The organism is Methylobacterium bullatum (assembly GCF_014845095.1).
Lineage (GTDB): Bacteria > Pseudomonadota > Alphaproteobacteria > Rhizobiales > Beijerinckiaceae > Methylobacterium > Methylobacterium bullatum.
This window is the reverse complement of record NZ_NKUG01000080.1, coordinates 1-20,441: the sequence shown is the minus strand read 5'-3', so window position 1 is coordinate 20,441 and position 20,441 is coordinate 1. Positions and strand designations below refer to the sequence as shown.

Annotated in this window: 20 protein-coding genes and 1 tRNA gene; 13 read left to right on the top strand and 8 right to left on the bottom strand. The window is 66.9% G+C overall.

Going from position 1 to position 20,441, the window contains the following annotated elements; translation table 11 throughout:
• Window positions 1–81: 81 nt before the first annotated feature.
• Window positions 82–450: a hypothetical protein gene (locus MBTS_RS12620; RefSeq protein WP_056158094.1), complete on the bottom strand. Its 369-nt coding sequence runs from the start codon at window positions 448–450 to the stop codon at window positions 82–84.
• A gap of 76 nt (window positions 451–526) precedes the next feature.
• Window positions 527–1,549 carry an LLM class flavin-dependent oxidoreductase gene (locus tag MBTS_RS12615; RefSeq protein WP_192215796.1) on the bottom strand — a complete coding sequence of 341 codons (1,023 nt, stop codon included), beginning with the start codon at window positions 1,547–1,549 and terminating at the stop codon, window positions 527–529.
• Between the two features lie 185 nt (window positions 1,550–1,734).
• Here MBTS_RS12615 and MBTS_RS12610 point away from each other — a divergent pair, with 185 nt between their 5' ends.
• Window positions 1,735–2,649, top strand: a complete 915-nt coding sequence (locus MBTS_RS12610) for an MBL fold metallo-hydrolase (RefSeq protein ID WP_056144480.1) — start codon at window positions 1,735–1,737, stop codon at window positions 2,647–2,649.
• A 1-nt stretch (window position 2,650) separates the two neighbouring features.
• Here the strand turns inward: MBTS_RS12610 and MBTS_RS12605 are convergent, their stop codons facing one another.
• Entirely contained in the window at window positions 2,651–3,352 is a 702-nt protein-coding gene (locus MBTS_RS12605) for a glutathione binding-like protein (RefSeq protein ID WP_192215795.1), read from the bottom strand.
• Between the two features lie 228 nt (window positions 3,353–3,580).
• Here MBTS_RS12605 and MBTS_RS12600 point away from each other — a divergent pair, with 228 nt between their 5' ends.
• The 5 genes from MBTS_RS12600 to MBTS_RS12580 all read left to right on the top strand — a co-directional run bounded on the left by MBTS_RS12600 (window position 3,581) and on the right by MBTS_RS12580 (window position 4,981).
• Window positions 3,581–3,844, top strand: coding sequence for a hypothetical protein (locus tag MBTS_RS12600; protein ID WP_147832538.1), 264 nt, complete (start codon window positions 3,581–3,583; stop codon window positions 3,842–3,844).
• 52 nt (window positions 3,845–3,896) lie between these two features.
• Window positions 3,897–4,091, top strand: coding sequence for a hypothetical protein (locus MBTS_RS12595; RefSeq protein WP_192215794.1), 195 nt, complete (start codon window positions 3,897–3,899; stop codon window positions 4,089–4,091).
• A 72-nt stretch (window positions 4,092–4,163) separates the two neighbouring features.
• Window positions 4,164–4,415 (top strand): PilZ domain-containing protein, encoded by a 252-nt coding sequence (locus tag MBTS_RS12590; RefSeq protein WP_018042780.1) that lies wholly within the window; start codon window positions 4,164–4,166, stop codon window positions 4,413–4,415.
• Window positions 4,416–4,543: 128 nt separating this feature from the next.
• Window positions 4,544–4,620 (top strand) — tRNA-Pro (locus MBTS_RS12585).
• 49 nt (window positions 4,621–4,669) lie between these two features.
• Complete coding sequence (locus tag MBTS_RS12580) at window positions 4,670–4,981, top strand: ETC complex I subunit (protein WP_018042781.1); 312 nt, start codon at window positions 4,670–4,672, stop codon at window positions 4,979–4,981.
• A 443-nt stretch (window positions 4,982–5,424) separates the two neighbouring features.
• On the opposite strand, the gene MBTS_RS12575 is transcribed toward MBTS_RS12580, so the two are convergent.
• Window positions 5,425–6,180, bottom strand: coding sequence for an SHOCT domain-containing protein (locus tag MBTS_RS12575; RefSeq protein ID WP_056144494.1), 756 nt, complete (start codon window positions 6,178–6,180; stop codon window positions 5,425–5,427).
• 196 nt (window positions 6,181–6,376) lie between these two features.
• Between MBTS_RS12575 and glgX the strand changes: the two genes are divergently transcribed.
• The 3 genes from glgX (at window position 6,377) to MBTS_RS12560 (ending at window position 10,881) form a co-directional block, all read left to right on the top strand.
• A complete protein-coding gene (glgX, locus tag MBTS_RS12570) occupies window positions 6,377–8,653 on the top strand; it encodes a glycogen debranching protein GlgX (RefSeq protein ID WP_238253852.1) in 2,277 nt (758 codons plus the stop codon).
• Window positions 8,654–8,884: 231 nt separating this feature from the next.
• Window positions 8,885–10,522, top strand: coding sequence for a histidine kinase famiy protein (locus tag MBTS_RS12565; RefSeq protein ID WP_192215797.1), 1,638 nt, complete (start codon window positions 8,885–8,887; stop codon window positions 10,520–10,522).
• A 35-nt stretch (window positions 10,523–10,557) separates the two neighbouring features.
• Window positions 10,558–10,881, top strand: a complete 324-nt coding sequence (locus tag MBTS_RS12560) for a hypothetical protein (RefSeq protein ID WP_056144496.1) — start codon at window positions 10,558–10,560, stop codon at window positions 10,879–10,881.
• A 66-nt stretch (window positions 10,882–10,947) separates the two neighbouring features.
• Here MBTS_RS12560 and MBTS_RS12555 read toward each other — a convergent pair whose 3' ends face one another.
• Window positions 10,948–12,159, bottom strand: a complete 1,212-nt coding sequence (locus MBTS_RS12555) for an NADP-dependent isocitrate dehydrogenase (RefSeq protein ID WP_147832540.1) — start codon at window positions 12,157–12,159, stop codon at window positions 10,948–10,950.
• A gap of 205 nt (window positions 12,160–12,364) precedes the next feature.
• On the opposite strand from MBTS_RS12555, the gene MBTS_RS12550 reads away from it, so the two are divergent.
• From MBTS_RS12550 to MBTS_RS12540, 3 genes are all read left to right on the top strand, one after another.
• The gene (locus tag MBTS_RS12550) at window positions 12,365–12,913 is read left to right on the top strand and encodes a formaldehyde-activating enzyme (protein ID WP_018042789.1); all 549 of its coding nucleotides are present in this window, start codon (window positions 12,365–12,367) and stop codon (window positions 12,911–12,913) included.
• A gap of 254 nt (window positions 12,914–13,167) precedes the next feature.
• Entirely contained in the window at window positions 13,168–13,890 is a 723-nt protein-coding gene (locus MBTS_RS12545; protein ID WP_056144500.1) for an RNA methyltransferase, read from the top strand.
• 65 nt (window positions 13,891–13,955) lie between these two features.
• Window positions 13,956–16,301, top strand: coding sequence for a putative bifunctional diguanylate cyclase/phosphodiesterase (locus MBTS_RS12540; protein ID WP_192215793.1), 2,346 nt, complete (start codon window positions 13,956–13,958; stop codon window positions 16,299–16,301).
• On the opposite strand, the gene MBTS_RS12535 is transcribed toward MBTS_RS12540, so the two are convergent.
• The 3 genes from MBTS_RS12535 to MBTS_RS12525 all read right to left on the bottom strand — a co-directional run bounded on the left by MBTS_RS12535 (window position 16,302) and on the right by MBTS_RS12525 (window position 19,424).
• Window positions 16,302–17,600: an O-acetylhomoserine aminocarboxypropyltransferase/cysteine synthase family protein gene (locus MBTS_RS12535; protein WP_192215792.1), complete on the bottom strand. Its 1,299-nt coding sequence runs from the start codon at window positions 17,598–17,600 to the stop codon at window positions 16,302–16,304.
• A 35-nt stretch (window positions 17,601–17,635) separates the two neighbouring features.
• Entirely contained in the window at window positions 17,636–18,034 is a 399-nt protein-coding gene (locus tag MBTS_RS12530; RefSeq protein WP_056144511.1) for a response regulator, read from the bottom strand.
• Between the two features lie 109 nt (window positions 18,035–18,143).
• Window positions 18,144–19,424 carry an O-acetylhomoserine aminocarboxypropyltransferase gene (locus tag MBTS_RS12525; protein WP_147832543.1) on the bottom strand — a complete coding sequence of 427 codons (1,281 nt, stop codon included), beginning with the start codon at window positions 19,422–19,424 and terminating at the stop codon, window positions 18,144–18,146.
• A gap of 435 nt (window positions 19,425–19,859) precedes the next feature.
• Here MBTS_RS12525 and MBTS_RS12520 point away from each other — a divergent pair.
• A partial coding sequence (locus tag MBTS_RS12520; RefSeq protein WP_192215791.1) for an MFS transporter occupies window positions 19,860–20,441 on the top strand: 582 nt, incomplete at its 3' end.

Genomic DNA, 20,441 nt, shown 5'->3' with positions numbered 1-20,441 from the left:
GAGAGGGACGCGCCCTGCCTAAAAGCAGAGGGATAAATGCAGCAGGCTCGGCCGAGAGCGATCAGAGCGAGGCCCCCGGACTCACCGTTCCTCGAATTTCGGCTTCCGCAAGTCCGCCTGGAGTTTCAGCACCTCGTCGATGCTCATCGAGCGGCTGCTCCAGTTGGTCTCCATGATGTTGATGGCGGTGAAGCTGTAATGGGCCTTGCCGCCATAGGCGTCGAACGGCGTGCCGTCCGGGTCCGGCGCCACCGGCTTGACGTAATCGACCCGGTAGGACGGGTGGCCGCCCTTGCCCGTGACCGCGATGCGGACCGAGGCATTGCCGTGCCGTTTCTGGCAGAAGCGCATGTTGGTGAGCAGCCGGCTCAGATAGGCGTCGGCCTCCTCCAGGGTGGGGACGACGTCCGCGAGCGTCGCGTCGGAGGGAAGGTGCGTCTTCTTGATCATGTCGGCCCGTGAGGTTGGTGGCGCACCATAGGCACACCTCCTAAGCGATGCGAGACCCCGCCCGGCGCAGCCGGGATCAACCCGCGACGAGTTCCCGCGCCGGAGCGGCCCGGACCGGCGCCGCGGCGACATCCGCCAGGATCTCGTAGGAGCGCAGGCGGGCGGTGTGGTCGTGGATGGCGCTCGCCACCATGAGTTCGTCCGCCCCGGTCTCGGCGATCAGGTCGGCGAGCCCCCGACGCACGGTCTCCGGCGAACCGACGATGGCGCGGGCGAGCATCCCCGAGGCCTGGCGCTTCTCGGAGGGCGACCAATAGGTCTCGATATCGTCGATGGGCGGCGGCAGCAGGCCCCGCGTGCCCCGGAACATATTGGCGAATTGCTGCTGCGCCGAGGTGAACAGGCGGCATGCCTCGGCATCGGTCTCGGCCGCCACGACGTTGACGCCCACCATGGCATGGGGCGCCGTCGACTGCTCGGACGGGGTGAAGCGCTCGCGATAGACGGAAAGCGCCTCGATCAACGCATCCGGCGCGAAATGCGAGGCGAAGGCGTAGGGCAGGCCGAGCATGGCGGCGAGCTGCGCCCCGAACAGGCTGGAGCCGAGGATCCAGAGCGGCACCTTGGTGCCCGTCCCCGGCACGGCCTGGATCACCTGGCCCGGCTGCGCGTCGCCCAGCAGCGCCTGGAGTTCGAGGACGTCCTGCGGGAACTGGTCGGACGTCTCGGGTGAGCGCCGCAGGGCGCGCAAGGTCCGCTGGTCTGTGCCCGGAGCGCGCCCGAGGCCCAGATCGATCCGGCCCGGATACAGGGTCTCCAGCGTGCCGAACTGCTCGGCGATGACCATGGGCGAGTGGTTCGGCAGCATGACCCCGCCGGCCCCGACACGGATTCGGCTCGTGCCCGAGGCCACGTGGCCGATGACCACGGAGGTCGCCGCGCTGGCGATGCCCACCATGTTGTGGTGCTCGGCGAGCCAGAACCGCCGATAGCCGAGGCGCTCGGCGGCCCGCGCCAGGTCGAGGGTGTTCCGCAGGGCGTCGCCGGGCGTCGCGCCATGCGGCACGAAGGCGAGGTCGAGAACGGAAAGAGGGATCATGAATCGCGTGTCCGTTTGCATGAGCGACCGGCTCGCGCCGGCCATGAACGTCCCCACCCGGAAGAGATCGCGACGCCGCCGCCGCTTCGCAACCGGGCCGTCCGGCGCAGGAGCCATGCGTTCCGGCCGGCGCCGAAGCGATCCTCTCGTCATCCGACCCGCGACAGCCTCGCGGCACGACCTATATGGCTGGGCCTCGACCTCCCGCCCCGAACCCGAGCAACGCCACCGTGTCTCCCGGATACCTGCCCTTCGCCGGCGCCCTCGATCTCCCCGCCTATACCTGTGACAATTGCGGGTTCTGGCAGCGCCATTTCGCGCCGCCGCCCTCGTGTCCGATGTGCCTCGACGCACGTCACGTGGTGCCGCAGAAGGGCTGGCAGTTCTGGAGCGAGCGCGAGGCGCAGGACCGCTTCCCCTGCCATTGGGAGGAGCTGGAGCCGGGAATCTGGCGTTTCTGGAACGATCCCGTCTCCGGCATCGGGCCGAGCGCCTACCTGATCCAGACGCCCGACGGGAATATGGGCTTCGAGGCCTGCCCGGTCTTCAGCGAGGCGGCGCTGAAGCACATCGCGTCCCTCGGCGGGATGCAGGTGCTGTCTTCCTCGCACCCTCATGCCTATGGGGCGCTGGTGCAGCTGCAGGACCGGTTCGACCCGGAACTGTGCCTGCCGGCCGCCGACTTCATCTGGAGCGCGGCCTTGCAGGTCTCCTGGCCCTACGACGATTTCCTCGAACCGCTGCCCGGCCTCGAACTCCACCGCACGGCAGGGCATTTCGACGGCCACGCGATCCTGTTCGACCGGGGGCGAAAGATCCTGTTCTGCGGCGACGCCCTGAAATTCGAGCTCGACCCGAAGGATTTCCGCCGGGCCGAGACGATCTCGGCGCACAAGGCCTTCGTGCGCGGGGTGCCGCTGACCACCAACGAATTGCGCCGCTACCGCGACGTCTTCGCCCAACTCGACTTCACCCAGACCTGGACCCCGTTCGAGCCGGCCGCCAATTGCGGCCGGGCCGAGGTGCTGGCGCTCATCGACGGCATGCTGGCGACCCGCCCGCACGCCGCCCCGGTGAGGCTGGACAGCCTCCGGCGATAGGTCAGACCCGTTTGGCGGTCTGGCCGAACATCACCTTCTTGGCGTCCTCGCTCATGGTCTTGCCGTGGTCGGGGTTGACCTCCGGCGCGCGGGCATAGGCCGCCTTGGTGCCGGGGCGCTCGGCGATGGCCGTGAACCAGCGCTTGAGGTTGGGGAAATCGTCGAGGTTCTGGCCCTGCTTCTCCCAGGGGACGATCCACGGATAGGAGGCCATGTCGGCGATGGAGTAATCCGGCCCGGCGACGAAATCCCGGTCGGCGAGGCGCCGGTCGAGGACGCCGTAGAGCCGGTTCGTCTCCTTGACGTAGCGCTCGATGGCGTAGGGGATCTTCTCCGGCGCGTATTGCGAGAAGTGGTGGTTCTGGCCGAGCATCGGCCCGAGTCCGCCCATCTGCCAGAACAGCCATTGCAGCACCTCGGCCCGACCCGGCAGGTCGGCGGCGATGAAACGACCGGTCTTCTCTGCGAGATAGAGCAGGATCGCGCCCGATTCGAAGAGAGTGATCGGAGCGCCGCCCCCCGGCGGTTCGTGATCGACGATGGCCGGCATCCGGTTGTTGGGGGCGATGGCGAGGAAGTCCGGCTTGAACTGCTCGCCCTTGCCGATGTTCACCGGCTTGATCGTATAGGGGAGCCCGACCTCCTCAAGGAACATCGTCACCTTGTGGCCATTCGGCGTCGGCCAGTAATGCAGATCGATCATCGAAATTCCTTTCAGCGCGCCGCGAGTGCCGGGCAGCGCCGAAGGTCGAGTTGGCGACCGGCGGCACCGAGGTCAAGCCGCGCCGGTCACGCGAATGCCGGGCTTGTCGAATGGCAGGTCGCTCTAACGGCAGGTCGCTAGAATGCGAGGGATTGTTCGACCGATTGCTTCAGGGTTCTCGTGCTTGCATGGTCGCTCACGGGGGTACCCGAGCGGGAGACCGGTAGGATGAGCAGCGCGATCTCGATCAGCGGCGGCGGGATGGTGGCGGCCTCCCAGCGCTTCAGCAACGCGGCGGAACAGATCGCCTCGGTGGGCATGACCATGCCCAGCCCGACCCAGGTGGATCAGGTCCTCCCCAGCCCGACCCAGGTCGACCTGTCGAGCTCGGCCATGCAGCTGATGGAGAGCAAGGCGAGCTTCGAGGTCAACACGGCGGTGATGAAATCGACCCTCGACACCGAGAAACGCGTCCTCGACATCCTCGTGTAGCGTCCCAGCTGCAAGACATTGCAGCACCATCCATCGACGGAGGCCACTCCCGATGACGATCACGGTTTCGCTGAACACGCTGGGGCTGCTGAAGGCCCTCGACGTGGTGACGAGCGCCCGCATGGAGGCACTTCGCGATGGGGAGACCGAACCGAAACTGGTCTCGGTCAATGTCGGCGCGCCCACCGCACCGACGGTGACCGCCCGTCCGGCAGGCCAGGACCGTGTCGTCGACGTGATGGTCTGATCGTGTACCGATAGCCTGAAAATTAACCGGCCAGGGTGACAGTCGGCGTCAGGTTAGAGCTGGATCCATGACGTGACTACCAATCGTCGCCGCGCCTCGCGGAAAGGTGCATTTCGCATCGGGGCGCTCTCCTTCGCGGGCGAGCGGGCGGATATCGACTGCCTGGTCTGGGACCAGTCCGAGACCGGCGCACAGATCGAGGTCGAGACTCCGGACGAGGTTCCGGACGAGTTCATCCTGGTGATGACCGCCTACGCCAAACCGCGCGCCTGCACGGTCGTCTGGAGACGGGACAGGAAGCTCGGCGTCGCGTTCTCCGTCTGATCCGCAGCGCCGCCGACAGGGGAGGGGCCGCAGATTTCGGCTCTCCTTCACCATCGGGGCGCTTATCGCTGCGGCGCGCTTGCTGTTTGCTTCCAAAAACCGTACCTCCGCTCTGCGCGCGAGCGTGTCGGGGTGTAGCGCAGCCTGGTAGCGCATCTGGTTTGGGACCAGAGGGTCGTAGGTTCGAATCCTATCGCCCCGACCAATCGCGTGCGTATCGGCCGTTCTCTCCTGCTGGAGCTATCGACCCCACGATGCCGAGTGCTCGAATTTATCAGCCCGCCAAGGATGCCTCGCAATCCGGCACGGCCCGCACCAAGGCCTGGCTGCTGGAATTCGACCAGAGCTCCCCGCGCGACACCGACCCCCTGATGGGCTGGACCGGATCGTCGGACATGCTGCAGCAGGTCAGGCTGTCGTTCGAGACCCAGGACGAGGCCGTCGCCTACGCCACCCGCAACGGCATCACCTTCCGGGTCGAGCAGCCCCAGAAGCCCGCGATCCGCAAGGGCCTGTCCTATTCGGACAATTTCAAATTCAACCGCACGGCCCCCTGGACCCACTGAGGTCGTCGGCGCGCGATCGGTGCATTCGGCTCAGAGCTGAGTCAGAATCGTTATCGCGCCGAATATCAGGACCGACGCCACGGCGACGGCGAGCAGGATGAGTGCGGCGCGTGATTCGCGCATGTCGTTATCGGTCATCGAGCCTTCGTTACGATAAAAGCCGCGCAAATGGGAGCGGGTCCGGATGCCGGGAGGTATTCGGGACGATTCGCCCTGTATCGTACCGTGTAGGATGGGGTTCTCCACGCCGGAAGCATGCCGTCGGATCGATCGACCAGGTCCCCGGTGATTCCGCCCAGTCGGGCGATGACGCGCGCAGTTGCATGACCGGCCGCGCGCGACGGGCCTGACGACACTTCCAAGTTCCGGTCCGAGCCCCGCGGCAAGGGAAACGCCGTGGGGAGGGAGGTCCCGGCGCAATCGCTCGTCGCCGACCGCGCCCCCTACAACCGCGCCAGGAGTTCGGCCTTCTTGGACGAAAACTCCGCCTCGGTGAGCACGCCCTTGCGGTGGAGTTCGGACAAGCGCTCGAGGGTCGAGATCACGTCCCCCGAGGGGGCTCCGGTCTGGTGGAAGTCCGGCTCCGGGGCCGGACGCGGACGGTCTTCCGTGCGGGGCGGGGCCACGATCGGCTCGGGGTGGAACGGCTTCGGTTCGAGGGAGCGTTCCGGCGTGGGGGCCACGCTGACCCGCTGGAGCGATTCGAGGTCGACGTAACCGTTGCGGCCGCTGAAGCGGAGGCTCTGCGTATCGCCCTGCTGCTGCGAGACGCCGGAAATGTCGTAATGCCCGGTATCGTAGAGGACGAGCGTTCCCGCCGTTTCCACCGCGAGCAGCCGGCTATCCGGGAAATAGGCGTAGCGCATGCCGTTCTGCGAGCCGGACGTCGCCGGTCGGCCGAGTTCGGCGGGCCACCAGGTCGCGGAAGCCGAGCCGTCGTCCCAGCCGCCGGGGGGCAGGGATTGGGCGAGATCCGAGCAGATCGCCGCCACGCGCGACTTCAGATTCGCGTCGAACATGTTGCCGATCATGGTCATGCCGCCGGACGACCATTGGCCGAACCCTCCGAGTTCGGGATGGTTGAACTGGGCCATGGTCCCATTGCCCGCTTCCAGCGCGCGCATGAGATGGCGCACGGCGTCGACGCTGACGCCGTGCCGATCGGCGACGGTCTGCAAAACGGAAGATCTGTCGGGCATGGGCTGGCTCCAGAACGGCGACGATGTCGAGCGCGGCAAAGCGACCCGACCATAGTACGGCATTGACGCGAAAGTGCCTCTCGCACCGCAAAAAGTTTCCGCGCCGGCGGACCTTACGGTCAAGCATGAACGTTCACTCGGCAGAATTCATGCCGTCGGGCTCCGCCTCAGGCAGCGAGCCCCCCCTGGAGTGATCATGGTCGCCAAGAACCCCCCGATGCCGCAAGCCGCCACGCAGACGAAGGCGGTACGATCGCGCATCAAAGAGGGATCGCCCTATCCGCTGGGCGCCAATTGGGACGGCCTCGGCGTCAACTTCGCCCTGTTCTCGGCCCATGCCACCAAGGTCGAGCTCTGCCTGTTCGACGATGCCGGAGAGCAGGAACTCGAGCGGATCGAACTGCCCGAATATACCGACGAGATCTGGCACGGCTACCTGCCCGACGCGCGTCCCGGCACGATCTACGGCTACCGGGTCCACGGCCCCTACGAGCCCAAGGCCGGCCACCGCTTCAATCCCAACAAGCTGCTCATCGACCCCTACGCCAAGGGCCTCGTCGGCTCGATCACCTGGAACCCGGCCCTGTTCGGCTACCAGATGGAGACGGGCGACGACCTCACCTTCGACGAGCGCGATTCCGCGCCCTTCACCCGCCGCAGCCGCGTCATCGACCCGGCCTTCACCTGGGGACGGGACCGCAAGCCGCACGTGCCGTGGGAGAAGACGATCTTCTACGAGACCCATGTGAAGGGCTTCACCAAGCTGCATCCGGCCGTGCCGGAAAAGCTGCGCGGCACCTATGCCGGCCTCGGCAACCCCGCTGTTCTCGACTACATCAAGAGCCTCGGCGTCACCTCGGTAGAGCTCCTGCCGGTCCATGCCTTCGTGCAGGACGATTATCTCCAGGAAAAGAACCTGGTGAATTACTGGGGCTACAACACGATCTCGTTCTTCACCCCGGCGCGGCGCTACGCAGCGGTGCCGGATTTCGCCTTCTCCGAGTTCAAGGAGATGGTGGCGCGCATGCACGGTGCCGGCCTCGAGGTGATCCTCGACGTGGTCTACAACCACACCGCCGAGGGCAACGAGAAGGGCCCGACCCTGTCGTTCAAGGGCGTCGACAACGCTTCCTACTACCGCCTCATGCCCGGCGACGAGCGCTACTACATCAACGATACCGGCACCGGTAACACCTTCAACCTCTCGCACCCGCGCGTCCTGCAGCTGGTGACCGATTCCCTGCGCTACTGGGCGACGGAGATGCGGGTCGACGGCTTCCGCTTCGACCTCGCCACCATCCTCGGGCGCGAACCGCACGGTTTCGACGAGGGCGGCGGCTTCCTCGACACCTGCCGGCAGGACCCGGTGCTGAACTCGGTCAAGCTCATCGCCGAGCCATGGGATTGCGGTCCGGGCGGCTATCAGGTCGGCGGCTTCCCTCCCGGCTGGGCGGAGTGGAACGACCGCTTCCGCGACGATGTCCGCGGCTACTGGCGCGGCGATTCCGGTCTTCTGCCGAGCCTCGCCTCGCGCATCACCGGGTCGGCCGACAAGTTCAACAAGCGCGGGCGCAAGCCCTGGGCCTCGGTGAACTTCCTCACCGCCCATGACGGGTTCACGCTGAACGACACGGTCTCGTACAACGAGAAGCACAACCTCGCGAATGGCGAGGACGGGCGGGACGGGCATTCCCACAACCTCTCGAACAACTACGGCGTCGAAGGCCCCACCGATGACGAGGCGATCAAGGCGGTGCGCACCCGCCAGATGCGCAACATGATGGCGACGCTGTTCCTCTCGCGGGGAACGCCGATGCTGCTTGCCGGCGACGAGTTCGCCCGCAGCCAGGGCGGCAACAACAACGCCTATTGCCAGGACAACGAGATCTCCTGGCTCGATTGGGAGGGGATCGACGATGCCGGTCGGGACCTCGCCGAGTTCACGCAGCGCCTCACCATCCTGCGCGAGGCCCTGCCGATCCTCACCCGCGGCCGGTTCCTCTCCGGCGCCTATGACGAAGACCTCGGCGTCAAGGACGTCACTTGGCTGAGGCCCGACGGCGAGGAAATGTCCACGGAGAACTGGACGGATGGCGGCGCGCATTCCATCGCCGTCCTGCTCGACGGCCGCGCCCAGGCGTCCGGCATCCACCGCCGGGGTGGCGATGCGACGCTGCTGATCCTCTACAACGCCTATAGCGATCTCGTCTCCTTCACCCTGCCGGGTTCCGTCGGCGGCGTCGGCTGGACGCGGCTCCTCGACACCAACCTGCCCGACAGCCAGGAGGTCGGCACCTGGGCCATCGGCGACCGCTACGACGTCACCGGACGCTCGATGCTGATGTTCGTGCTGAAGCCCGAGGAAACCGAAGGCGACGAGGCGACCGAGATGGAGCGCTCGTACCAGCACGTGATGCAGGCGTTCGAACGCGCCAATATCGAGAGCGTGCGCTTCGCCCCCTCGGCGACCTGACCCGCGCTCCGCCGAGGTGAATGCTGCGTCGGCCACGACGAGCGCGGCACGACGAAGGCCTGGAGATGCGTCCCGACCCCGCCGGTCGGGCGCAACTCCAGGTCGTTTCGATCGATGACGACGGGGGCGCCTGCGTCGTCATCGCGAGATGTGTCGAGGGAAACGGATGATGTGCCAGCCGTTGGGTATTTCTGATCCACCTTCATTTCCTGGCACGACAACCGACAGATGATGACCGATAGCCCCGAGAAGCCGCCTGCTGGTGTACCGCCGCGCGTGAGAACGGGAGCGGTGTCGGAGATCGCCGATCACACCAGCGACATCTTCTTTACGGCTGTCGAAGCGACCCGGATGCCGATGGTGGTCACCGACCCGCGGCAGGACGACAATCCGATCGTCTTCGTCAACAAGGCTTTCCTGGGCCTCACAGGCTATGCAACCGAAGAGATCATCGGCCGCAATTGCCGCTTCCTGCAGGGACCGGACACCGACCGGGACAGCGTGAATGCCCTGCGCGAGGCGATCCAGGCCCGGCGGGAATTCGCCACCGAGATCGTCAACTACCGCAAGGACGGATCGACGTTCTGGAACGCTCTGTTCGTCGCGCCGATCTACAATGCGGCCGGCGAGCTCGTGTATTTCTTCGCCTCGCAGCTCGATGTCTCCCGCCGCCGCACCGTCGAGGAGGCGTTGGGTCAGGCCCAGAAGATGGAGGCGCTCGGCCAGCTGACCGGCGGCATCGCCCACGACTTCAACAACCTTCTCCAGGTCATCGTCGGCTACATCGATATTCTGAGCCACGGTCTCGACCGTCCGGATGCGGACCGGAACCGCCTTCGGCGCGCCACCGACAACATCCGGACCGCCGCCGAACGGGCGACCACCCTGACCCAGCAGCTTCTCGCCTTCGCGCGCAAGCAGCGTCTCGACGGCCGCGCGGTCAATCTCAACGCCCTCGTGAAGGGCATGGAGGATATGGCCGCGCGCAGCCTGGGTGACGCGATCACGCTGCGGCTCGACCTGGGCGAAGACCTCTGGAACTGCCGTGTCGACCCGGCACAGGCGGAGGTCGCCCTCCTCAACATCCTCATCAATGCCCGCGATGCCATGCCGGAGGGCGGCACCGTCGTGATCTCCACCGAGAACCGGGATATCGGCGCGCAGGATCTGGGCTCGCAGGATTTCGGCGGGTCGGAACCCCTGGGTGAGGGTCGCTACGTCACCGTGACCATCACCGATACCGGGGCGGGAATCTCGCCGCCGACCCTGGCGCGGGTGATGGAGCCGTTCTTCACGACGAAGGACGAGGGCAAGGGCACGGGGCTCGGCCTCTCGATGGTCTATGGCTTCGCCAAGCAATCCGGCGGCGCGGCGCAGATCGAGTCCGTCGTCGGCGAGGGAACGCGCGTCCGCCTGTCCTTCCCCGCCGCCGCCGAGGACGACCGGGAGCCCAACCGCGCCGTGCCGGGGACGGTGGATCGCCAGGGGACCGAGACCATCCTCATCGTCGACGACCGTGAGGACGTGGCCGAACTGGCGCGAACCATCCTGCGCGACAGCGGCTACACGCTGTTGATGGCCCGGAACGGCCGCGAGGCGCTGGAGATCCTGGATTCGAGCGGTTCGGTGGACCTGCTGTTCACCGACCTCATCATGCCGGGCGGGATGAACGGCATCATGCTCGCCCGCGAGGCCAAGCGGCGGCAACCCCGATTGAAGGTCCTGCTGACCACCGGCTACGCCGAGGCGAGTCTCGAGCGAACCGATGCCGGGGGTTCGGAGTTCGATCTCCTGAACAAGCCCTATCGCCGGACCGATCTCATCCGCCGCGTTCGCGCCATCCTGGACGGTCCGGCCGACGGCAGCTGAGGCAGCGGCGCGGGGCCCGCTACGGGAGGCGCGCCATGCCACAGGGTGACAAGTCGAAATACACCGACAAGCAGATCCGCAAGGCCGAGCACATCGCGGACTCCTACGAGGAGCGCGGCGTCCCGGAGAAGGAAGCCGAGGCCCGCGCCTGGGCGACCGTCAACAAGGACGATGGCGGCGGCAAGCATCCGGGCGGATCGGGGAGGGGCAAATCGAGCTCCCACCCGGCGGCCCACAAGGGCGGCGCCGCCGGCGGAAAGGCCTCGGCCTCCCGCACCGCCGAGCAGCGCTCCGCCTCGGCAAAGAAAGCCGCCGCGACCCGCAAGCGCAACGCCGAGGCGGCAAGGTCTTCAACCTGAAGCGGCGATGGCCGGGCATTCCCCTCGCCCCGCCCGGCGGGGAGAGGGGGAACCCGAGCCTCGCCCTCAGGCCATGGCGGTCTTCAGGTTCGCGTCGACCCTGTCGAGGAAGCCGGTGGTGGAAAGCCAGCGCTGATCGGGGCCCACCAGAAGGGCGAGATCCTTGGTCATGAAGCCGGCTTCCACCGTGTCGACGCAGACCTTCTCCAAGGTGTTGGCGAACTTGGCGAGGTCGGTGTTGTCGTCGAGCTTGGCGCGGTGGGCGAGGCCACGGCTCCAGGCGAAGATCGAGGCGATGGAGTTGGTGGAGGTCTCCTTGCCCTTCTGATGCTCGCGGTAATGGCGCGTCACGGTGCCGTGCGCGGCTTCCGCCTCCACGGTCTGGCCGTCCGGCGTCATCAGCACCGAGGTCATCAGGCCGAGCGAGCCGAAGCCCTGGGCGGCGGTGTCCGACTGTACGTCGCCGTCGTAGTTCTTGCAGGCCCAGACGTAGCCGCCGGACCATTTAAGGCAGGAGGCGACCATGTCGTCGATGAGGCGGTGCTCGTAGGTGATGCCGAGCGCCTGGAACTTCGCCTTGAACTCGGCGTCGAACACCTCCTGGAACAGGTCCTTGAAGCGGCCGTCATAGGCCTTGAGGATGGTGTTCTTGGTGGACAGGTAGACCGGGTACTTGCGGGCGAGGCCGTAATTCAGCGAGGCGCGGGCGAAGTCGCGGATCGACTCGTCGAGATTGTACATCGACATCGCGACGCCGGCGGCCGGGAACTTGAACACTTCCTTCTCGATGATTGTGCCGTCGTCGCCCTCGAACTTGATGGTCAGGCGGCCCTTGCCGGGCACCTTGAAGTCGGTGGCGCGATACTGGTCGCCGTAGGCGTGGCGGCCGATGACGAAGGGCTGGGTCCAGCCCGGCACGAGGCGCGGCACGTTCTTGCAGATGATCGGCTCACGGAAGATCACGCCGCCGAGGATGTTGCGGATCGTGCCGTTGGGCGAACGCCACATCTCCTTGAGCTTGAACTCCTCCACCCGCTGCTCGTCGGGGGTGATGGTGGCGCATTTGACGCCGACGCCGTGGCGCTTGATCGCCTCGGCCGCATCGACGGTGACCTTGTCGTTCGTCTCGTCGCGGTGCTCGACGCCGAGATCGTAATAGTCGAGGTCGAGGTCGAGATAGGGGTGGATGAGCTTGTTCTTGATCTCGCTCCAGATGATCCGGGTCATCTCGTCGCCGTCGAGTTCGACGACCGGGTTCGCCACCTTGATCTTCGACATGATCCTCAGAACCTTTCTCATCACGCGGCCGGGGCCGGCCGCGCTCCCGCTGCGGCGGTCATAGCGCGCTGCAACAGGACGCGAAAGCCGTGCCCCTTACAGATCGGGCGGGGCGTCGGCGGGCTCGAAATTCGCCGATCCCCCTGGACATCCGGCGACGGGGCGGGAATGTGCGGGCCATTCCGACATCGAGAAGGACATGTCCATGAGCGAACGCATCATCCTGCGGGCCGGCGAGGCCCTGGTCGCCGGCGGCCCGCCCAACACCGCCTCCGAGCCGGAGGTCATCATCGGAGAGCTCGACGGGCCGGTCGGCACGGCGCTCGCCACCCTCACGGGCGATCAGGTGGTGGGCCATTCCCGCGTCTTCGCGCTCTTGAACACCGACATCATGGTGCGGCCGGTGACGCTCTGCGTCTCCAAGGTCAGCGTCACGGAATCCAAGTACACCTCCATCCTCATGGGCACGGTGCAGTTCGCCATCGCCAACGGCGTCCTCGACGCCGTGCGCCTCGGCTACATCCCCAAGGAGAAGGCCAACGATCTCGGCATCATCTGCTCGGTCTGGCTCAGCCCCGGCGTGATCGAGGCGGAGACGGTCGATCACAAGGCCCTGTTCGAGATCCAGCGCAAGGGCATGACGGAAGCGATCCGCAAGGCCATGACCAACGAGCCCTCGATCGACTGGCTCCTCGAGAACCAGGACAAGATCATCCACAAATACTACCAGATGGGCCTCGACGGTAAGATCTGAGCGCCTGTCCGAGTCGTTTTTTCCAAGCATTTACCTCATCCTGAGGTGCCCTTTGCTCCTGCAAAGGGCACCTCAGGATGAGGAGATTTGATTGGATGATCTTTTCAATTGGCACGAAAATCCGCCGAAAAATCCAATCGAACAGGCTGTAAGGCGCTTCTCCCGAGGGTCATCGCTCGAGGCGATCGCCCCGCGGCTCCCCATCCTCCCCATACGGACTATGCGTCCGGCCCGCTCCATGGCAGAGGGCGACGATGATCGCCCCCGTCGTCATCCTGGTCGAACCGCAGCTGGCCGAGAATATCGGCATGGTCGCCCGCGCCATGGCCAATTTCGGCCTCTCCGAACTCCGCCTCGTCGCCCCCAAGAACGGCTGGCCGAAGAAGGGCGTGCGCGAGGCCGCCTCCGGGGCGACGCATGTGCTCGACGACGCCACCGTCTTCGCCACGGTGCCGGAGGCCATCGCCGACCTGAACTATCTGCTCGCCACCACGGCCCGCGAGCGCGGGCAGATGAAGCGCGCCTATGCCCCCGACGAGGCGATGGCGGATGTGGCCGCGCGGGCGGGACAGCGCGTTGGCGTGATGTTCGGCCGGGAGCGGATCGGGCTCACCAACGACGAGGTGTCGCTGGCCGACGCCATCGTCACCTTTCCCGTCTCCCCTGACTTTCCGTCCCTCAATCTCGCCCAGGCGGTGCTCCTCGTCGGCTACGAATGGCGCAAGGCCTCGGGCCAGGCCCGGCTCCCCTTCACCGGGGAGATGCAGTCGCCGCCCGCCACGCGCGAGGCGATGGCCTCCCTCGTCGCCAGCCTGGAGGGCAGCCTCGAGGCGGGCGGGTTCTATCCGCCCGAGAAGCGGGACGTGATCGCCCGCAACATGCGCGACATGCTGCACCGCATGGCCATGACGGAGCAGGATGTCCGGACGTTTCGCGGGGCGTTGCGCGCCATGACCAGGATCAAGGCGAAAGAGTGATTATTGTTATCGCTGTGGCCGGTTCTTAACGCCTGCGCGACGATTGCGTGAGAGTGTGATGCACCATGTGGAAGCATCGTCTCAGCGCCATTGGCGGCGAATTCGTCTCGGTCGCGCGGGAAGCGGCGTTCCAGCAGGAGCGCCTGCCCGAGACCCTGCGCCATGCCCGGCTGGTCTTCCTCTGCGGCCTTTTCCTCAACACGCTCTTTCTCCTGAGTGACTGGCGCTTTGCGGGTCAGACCCATTTCTGGGTCGCCGTACCGGCCCGTGGCGGCGTCATCCTGATCTCGCTCATCTGTTTGCTGGCGACCCGGAACGTCGCCAGCTTCGGCAGGCTGCAGGCCGTCATGGTGACGTGGGAGATCATCGTCGCCGGCTGCGTCGCGGTCCTGTGCTCGTCGCGGTCCGACATCGCGCTCTTCGTCATGCTCCTGCTGCCCGCGATCTACATGATCGTCGTGCCGACGCGCTTCTTCTGGAGCGTGGCGAGCAGCGCGCTCGCGTCGGTTGCGCTCACGGCGGGCTATCTCCTGCCCGCGCCCCTGTCCTCCACGGCGTTTGGAGTCTGCCTCGCGGTGCTGGTGTCCAACATCGCGATGCTGCTGTTCGTGGTGCGGTCGAACCGCCTCAGGCGTCTGGAATGGATGGCGACCCAGGCCGAGCGCCGTGCCAACACGGAACTGGCGGAAAGCCGCCGCCTGTTCGAGACCATGTTCAAGGCGGTGCCGATCCCGATCGTGGTGTCACGCCGAGACGACGGCCAGATCGTGGATGCCAACGACGCCGCCAACCGCTTCTACGGGCTCGACGACGGTGAAGACCTGACACAATACAGGACGCGCGATCTCCTCGACGGGGATGCCCGCCGCCTGATCCAGGCGGAACTCGACAGGACCGGCACCGCCGACGAGATCGAGATCAGCACGGGAGCCCAGGGGCGGGTGCGACGGGACGCCATGCTGTCGGCGGTCACCGTCGAGATGGACGGGTCGACCCGCATCATTTCCAGCCTCGTCGACATGACGAGCCGCAAGGCGGTGGAAGAGCGGATTCGCCTCGCTGCCCAGCGCGACGTCCTCACCGGCCTGCCGAACCGTGCCCTGTTCCAGACCACCCTCGATGCGGCTCTGAGCCGGGCAGAGGCGTCGGGAGAGCGCATCGGCCTCATCCTCATCGATCTCGATGCGTTCAAGGAAGTGAACGACACCCTCGGCCACGAAGCGGGCGACGCGGTGCTCAAGGAGGTCGCCCGGCGTCTCGGTAAAGCCATCGGCGAACGCGATCTCGTCGCCCGTCTCGGAGGCGACGAGTTCGTCATCATCGCCCCCTGCGAGAAGGACCGTCACCAGCCGAGCCGGCGTATCCATGCCCTGTCACGGGCGATCCTCGATGTCCTGAAGCCGGCGATGGCGGTATCGGGGCGCGTGGTCTCGCTCCGCGCCAGTCTCGGCCTCGCCCTCTACCCGGAACACGCCGCCAATTCGACCGACCTCTTCACCAACGCGGACCTCGCCCTCTACGCGGCCAAGGCGGCCGGACGAAACCGCGCGACGCTCTTCGTTCCGGCGCTCCGGGCGGATATCGAACATCGCGTGTCCGTCGCCCGCGAGATGAGGTCGACCCTCGAAGTCGGCGGCCTGATTCCCTATTACCAACCCAAGATCTGCCTCGCCACGGGCCGGATCATCGGCTTCGAGGCCCTGGCGCGGTGGCAGCATCCCACCCGCGGCCTCCTCTCGCCGGCGAGTTTCTCGACGGTCTTCGACGATGCCGAGATCGGGATCGCGGTCGGCCATGTCCTCGCGCGCCAGATCTTCGCCGACATCGCGGGGTGGATCGCGAAAGGATACGATCCCGGCCGGGTGTTCCTGAACCTGTCCTCGGCGCAGTTCGCGCAGGACAACCTCGCCGAATGCCTGATCGCCGATCTCTCCGCGGCGGGGCTCGCCCATGACAGGATCGGCGTGGAGGTGACGGAGACGGTGCTCCTCGGCGGCCATGGAGACCGCGTCTCGGCGATCCTCTCGGACTTGCACCGCGTCGGCGTCCGCGTGGCGCTGGACGATTTCGGAACCGGCTACGCCTCCCTCACCCACCTGAAGCAATATCCGGTGGACGAGATCAAGGTCGACCGCAGCTTCGTGCGCGACCTCGAACGAGACCCCAACGACGCCGCCATCGTCACGGCGGTGGTGCAGCTCGGCCAGAATCTCGGCCTCGACGTCACCGCGGAGGGCGTCGAGACCGAGGCGCAGGCGGAATTCCTGCGCGGGCAAGGCTGCGCCTATGCGCAGGGCTACCTGTACAGCAAGCCCATGCCGCAGAGCCGGGTGCCGTGGTTGCTCAACAAGCACAGCGGCAGGGCCGCCTCCCTGGGAGCGGCGGTCTCCGCCGAGCTCAAATTCGCCTGATCAGGCGTCGACCTGATCCAGCGCCTGGGCGATATCGGCGATCAGATCCTCGACGTTTTCCAGTCCGATGGACAAGCGTACCGTCTCCGGCCCGACCAGGGCCGCCGCCTTGTCGGCCGCGCTCAGCTGGCGGTGCGTCGTGGTGGCCGGGTGGATCGCCAGGGATTTGATCTCGCCGATATTCACGAGGTGCGAGACGAGCTCCAGGCCCATGATGAACTTCACGGCCGCCGGCTCTCCGCCCTTCAGCGCGAAGGTGAAGATCGAGCCCGGCCCATCGGGCACGTAGCGGGCGGCGAGCTCCTCGCCCTTCTGGCCGGGCAGCGCCGGATAGCTCACCCATGCCACCGCCGGATGATCCTTGAGGAAGGCGGCCACCGCCTTGGCATTCTGGCAATGCCGCTTCATCCGCAGGGGCAGGGTCTCGATGCCGGTGAGCGTCAGGAAGGCGTTCATCGGCGACAGGCCGGGGCCGAGATCGCGCAGACCGAAGAGTCGACAGGCGACCGCGAAGCTGAAATCGGGGAAGCGGTCGGAGACGACCAGCCCGTCGTAATCGGCCCAGGGCTCGGTGATGAGGTTGTAGCGCCCCACGGCCGCCGGCCAGTCGAAGGTTCCGGCGTCGCAGATGATGCCGCCGATGGTCTGGCCGGAGCCGCCGAGGAACTTCGAGGTGGAGTGGAACACGATGTCGGCCCCGTGCTCGATCGGCCGGATCAGGGCCGGGGAGGCGAGGGTGTTGTCCACCACCAAGGGCAGGTTGTGGCGCTTGGCGACCTCGGCGATGCCGGCGATGTCCATCACCGTGGCGCAGGGATTGACGATCGACTCGCAGACGATGGCCTTCGTCTGCGGCGTGATCGTGGCCTCGAAATCGGCGGGCGTCAGGCCCTTGGCGAAGAGCGGCTTGAGGTCGTAGCGCGCATCGAGCCGGTTCATCAGTCCCAGCGAGCCGCCGAACAGGCGCGGCGAGGCCACATAGGCGTCCCCGCTCTTCATCAGCGTCATCAGCACGAGGAGCAGGGCGGACTGGCCCGAGGAGACGGCCACGGCCGCCTTGGCGCCTTCCAGGGTGGCCACCCGGCGTTCCAGGGCGGCCACGGTGGGGTTCGAGCCGCGCGAATAGGAGAAGCCGGTGCGCCGCATGGCGAAGATGTCGGCGGCCTGCTCGGTGGATTCGAACACGAAGCCGTTGGTGAAGTAGATCGGCTGGACGCGCGCGCCCGTGGCGGGGTCGGGTGCCGCGCCGGCATGGACGGCCTGGGTGGCGAAGCGGAGCGGGCGGGTCTCGGTGGCCATGATGGGCGTCGCGATCTTCGAAAGAGGTGGCGGGGTCAGGCAGCGCGCCTGGCGAAGGCCCGCAATGTCCGGACCAGGGTGTTGGGCGCGTAGGGCTTCGGGATGAAGCGCGCGCCCTCGGGCATGTCGTGCGGGCCGGGCGTGCCCATGCCGGAGACGACGAGGACGGGGATCGTCGGCCAGCGATGGGCGACGAGGCGGGCCAGCGCGAACCCGTCCATGGAGCCCTGCGGCATGTCCACGTCGGTCATCATCAGGTCGATCTCCTCGTTGCGTTCGAGGATGGTGAGCGCCTTGTCGGCCTGCGGCGCTTCGAGGACGCGGAACCCCGCATCGACCAGGGTATCGGCCGCCTCCATCAGGAGGAGGCCGTCGTCTTCCACCAGGAGGATGACCGGGGGCTCGCCGGAAGTCTCGAAAGGATCATGCGTCATGCAATGCGAACGATCTCGATGGGGGATTGGTTCGCGGGGTAGTCCCGACGCCGCCGAGGGTCAACCCGGGGGCGCCGGGCTGGAGACGCGCCCAGGCCTGCCAGCAAAATCAAGCGCTTAACGCCGCGTCGAGATCCTCGATCAGGTCGGCCGGGTCCTCGATGCCGATGGAGAGGCGCACCACTTCGGGTCCGGCCCCGGCGGCGGATTTCTGCGCGTCGGTGAGCTGGCGATGGGTGGTGGAGGCCGGGTGGATCACCAGCGAGCGGGTGTCGCCGATATTCGCCACATGGGAGAACAGCTGGAGATTGGCCACCAGCTTCACGCCGGCCTCGTAGCCGCCCTTGAGGCCGATGGTGAAGACCGAGCCGGAGCCGAGGGGCGTGTAGCGCCGGGCGAGCTGGTGGTACTTGTCGGTCTCCAGCCCCGGATAGCTCACCCACTCCACCGCCGGATGGGCGTTGAGATGGGTGGCGACCTCGAGCGCGTTGTCGCAGTGGCGCTGCATCCGCAGGGGCAGGGTCTCGATGCCGTTGAGGATGAGGAAGGCGTTGAACGGCGAGAGCGCGGGCCCGAGATCGCGCAGGCCGAGCACCCGGATGGCGATGGCGAAGCCGAAATTGCCGAAGGTCTCGGAGAGGACCATGCCGGAATATTCGGGGCGCGGCTGCGACAGCATCGGGTAGCGGTCGTCGCCGGCCCAGGCGAAGGTGCCGCCGTCGACCACGAGGCCGCCGATGGAATTGCCGTGGCCGCCCAAGAACTTGGTGGCCGAATGCACGACGATGTCGGCCCCGTGCTCGAAGGGGCGGATCAGGTACGGCGTCGCCATGGTGTTGTCGACGATGAGCGGGATCTTGTGGCGCCGGGCGATCACCGACAAGGCGGCGATGTCGGTGATGACCCCGCCCGGATTGGCGATGGATTCACAGAAGATCGCCTTGGTGCGCGGCGTGATGGCCCGCTCGAACGAATCCGGGTCGTCCGTATCGGCCCAGACCACGTTCCAGCCGAAGCTCTTGTAGGAATGGTTGAACTGGTTGATCGAGCCGCCATAGAGCTTGTTGGCCGCCACGAACTCGTCGCCCGGCTGCATCAGCGCGTGCATGGTGAGGAACTCGGCCGCATGGCCCGAGGCCACCGCCACGGCGGCGGTGCCGCCCTCCAGCGCCGCGATCCGCTCTTCCAGCACCGCGTTGGTGGGGTTGGTGATGCGCGAATAGATGTTGCCGAAGGCCTGCAGCCCGAACAGCGAGGCGGCGTGGTCCACGTCGTCGAACACGAAGGACGTGGTCTGGTAGATCGGCGTGGCCCGCGCGCCCGTGGTGGCATCGGGAGCGGCGCCGGCATGGATCGCCAGCGTGTTGAAGCCTGGGATACGGTCGGTCATCACTTACTCCGGGGGCCGGCGGGCACGCACTGGACATCGTTCTAGCGCCTGTGCCGGGCCAGACGGAAGAGGAGCCGCGCCCCCGTTCCGCTTAAACGAACAGAAGTTCTTTATGGCGGACGATGCGCGCGGGTCAAGGGTGAGTGGTGACGCGAGCGGTGCATCGCCTCTCCCCGCCGGGCGGGGAGAGGGACGCGTCTCCCCCTCGTCGGGGAGCGCGTCGAGGCGGCAGCCGAGGGTGAGGGGGTGCGTCCGGAAGAGCACCACTCGGCGATACCCCCTCACCCTCGCTCCGGCTTCGCCTGCGCTCATCCGCGGACACAACGAGGTGTCCACGATCCTCTCCCCGCCCGGCGGGGAGAGGGGGGCCCCCCCGGCACGATCCTGCACGAATTCGCATGGCACTCGCCCCCGCCTGCGGTTATAGCGCCGCACATGCTCCAGCCCGCTCCGCCCCCTCCCGTTCCCGCCGCGCGGATCCTCATCGCCAGCTTCGTCGGCACGGCGATCGAGTTCTACGATTTCTACGTCTACGCCACGGCCGCCGCCCTGGTGATCGGTCCGATCTTCTTCTCGGCCGACGATCCCTCGGTGCAGACGCTGGCGGCCTTCGCCACCTTCTCCATCGCCTTCATCGCGCGGCCGCTGGGGGCGGCGTTCTTCGGGCATTTCGGCGACAGGGTCGGGCGCAAGGCGACGCTGGTGGCCTCGCTCATGATCATGGGCCTCTCCACCGTGCTCATCGGCTGCCTGCCGACCTATGCCACCGCCGGATGGTGGGCGCCCTTCGCGCTCTGCGTGCTGCGCTTCGGACAGGGCATCGGTTTCGGCGGCGAATGGGGGGGTGCTGCCCTGCTGGCGGTGGAGAACGCCCCGCCGGGGCGACGCGCCCTCTACGGCATCTTCCCGCAGCTCGGCGCGCCGGTGGGCTTCATCACCGCCAATCTGGGCTTCCTCGGCCTCGCCCTCGCCCTGACCCCGGCCGATTTCCAGGCCTGGGGCTGGCGCATCCCGTTC

What these genes read in the sequence shown, in the direction of transcription:
- MBTS_RS12560 (WP_056144496.1), top strand. Translation starts at nt 10,558, where the DNA reads ATGCCACAGGGTGACAAGTCGAAATACACCGACAAGCAGATCCGCAAG.
- MBTS_RS12525 (WP_147832543.1), bottom strand. Translation starts at nt 19,424, where the DNA reads ATGACCGACCGTATCCCAGGCTTCAACACGCTGGCGATCCATGCCGGC.
- MBTS_RS12535 (WP_192215792.1), bottom strand. Translation starts at nt 17,600, where the DNA reads ATGGCCACCGAGACCCGCCCGCTCCGCTTCGCCACCCAGGCCGTCCAT.
- MBTS_RS12610 (WP_056144480.1), top strand. Translation starts at nt 1,735, where the DNA reads ATGGCTGGGCCTCGACCTCCCGCCCCGAACCCGAGCAACGCCACCGTG.
- MBTS_RS12540 (WP_192215793.1), top strand. Translation starts at nt 13,956, where the DNA reads ATGTGGAAGCATCGTCTCAGCGCCATTGGCGGCGAATTCGTCTCGGTC.
- MBTS_RS12605 (WP_192215795.1), bottom strand. Translation starts at nt 3,352, where the DNA reads ATGATCGATCTGCATTACTGGCCGACGCCGAATGGCCACAAGGTGACG.
- MBTS_RS12565 (WP_192215797.1), top strand. Translation starts at nt 8,885, where the DNA reads ATGACCGATAGCCCCGAGAAGCCGCCTGCTGGTGTACCGCCGCGCGTG.
- MBTS_RS12545 (WP_056144500.1), top strand. Translation starts at nt 13,168, where the DNA reads ATGATCGCCCCCGTCGTCATCCTGGTCGAACCGCAGCTGGCCGAGAAT.
- MBTS_RS12575 (WP_056144494.1), bottom strand. Translation starts at nt 6,180, where the DNA reads ATGCCCGACAGATCTTCCGTTTTGCAGACCGTCGCCGATCGGCACGGC.
- MBTS_RS12550 (WP_018042789.1), top strand. Translation starts at nt 12,365, where the DNA reads ATGAGCGAACGCATCATCCTGCGGGCCGGCGAGGCCCTGGTCGCCGGC.
- MBTS_RS12600 (WP_147832538.1), top strand. Translation starts at nt 3,581, where the DNA reads ATGAGCAGCGCGATCTCGATCAGCGGCGGCGGGATGGTGGCGGCCTCC.
- glgX (WP_238253852.1), top strand. Translation starts at nt 6,377, where the DNA reads ATGGTCGCCAAGAACCCCCCGATGCCGCAAGCCGCCACGCAGACGAAG.
- MBTS_RS12615 (WP_192215796.1), bottom strand. Translation starts at nt 1,549, where the DNA reads ATGATCCCTCTTTCCGTTCTCGACCTCGCCTTCGTGCCGCATGGCGCG.
- MBTS_RS12555 (WP_147832540.1), bottom strand. Translation starts at nt 12,159, where the DNA reads ATGTCGAAGATCAAGGTGGCGAACCCGGTCGTCGAACTCGACGGCGAC.
- MBTS_RS12580 (WP_018042781.1), top strand. Translation starts at nt 4,670, where the DNA reads ATGCCGAGTGCTCGAATTTATCAGCCCGCCAAGGATGCCTCGCAATCC.
- MBTS_RS12530 (WP_056144511.1), bottom strand. Translation starts at nt 18,034, where the DNA reads ATGACGCATGATCCTTTCGAGACTTCCGGCGAGCCCCCGGTCATCCTC.
- MBTS_RS12595 (WP_192215794.1), top strand. Translation starts at nt 3,897, where the DNA reads ATGACGATCACGGTTTCGCTGAACACGCTGGGGCTGCTGAAGGCCCTC.
- MBTS_RS12620 (WP_056158094.1), bottom strand. Translation starts at nt 450, where the DNA reads ATGATCAAGAAGACGCACCTTCCCTCCGACGCGACGCTCGCGGACGTC.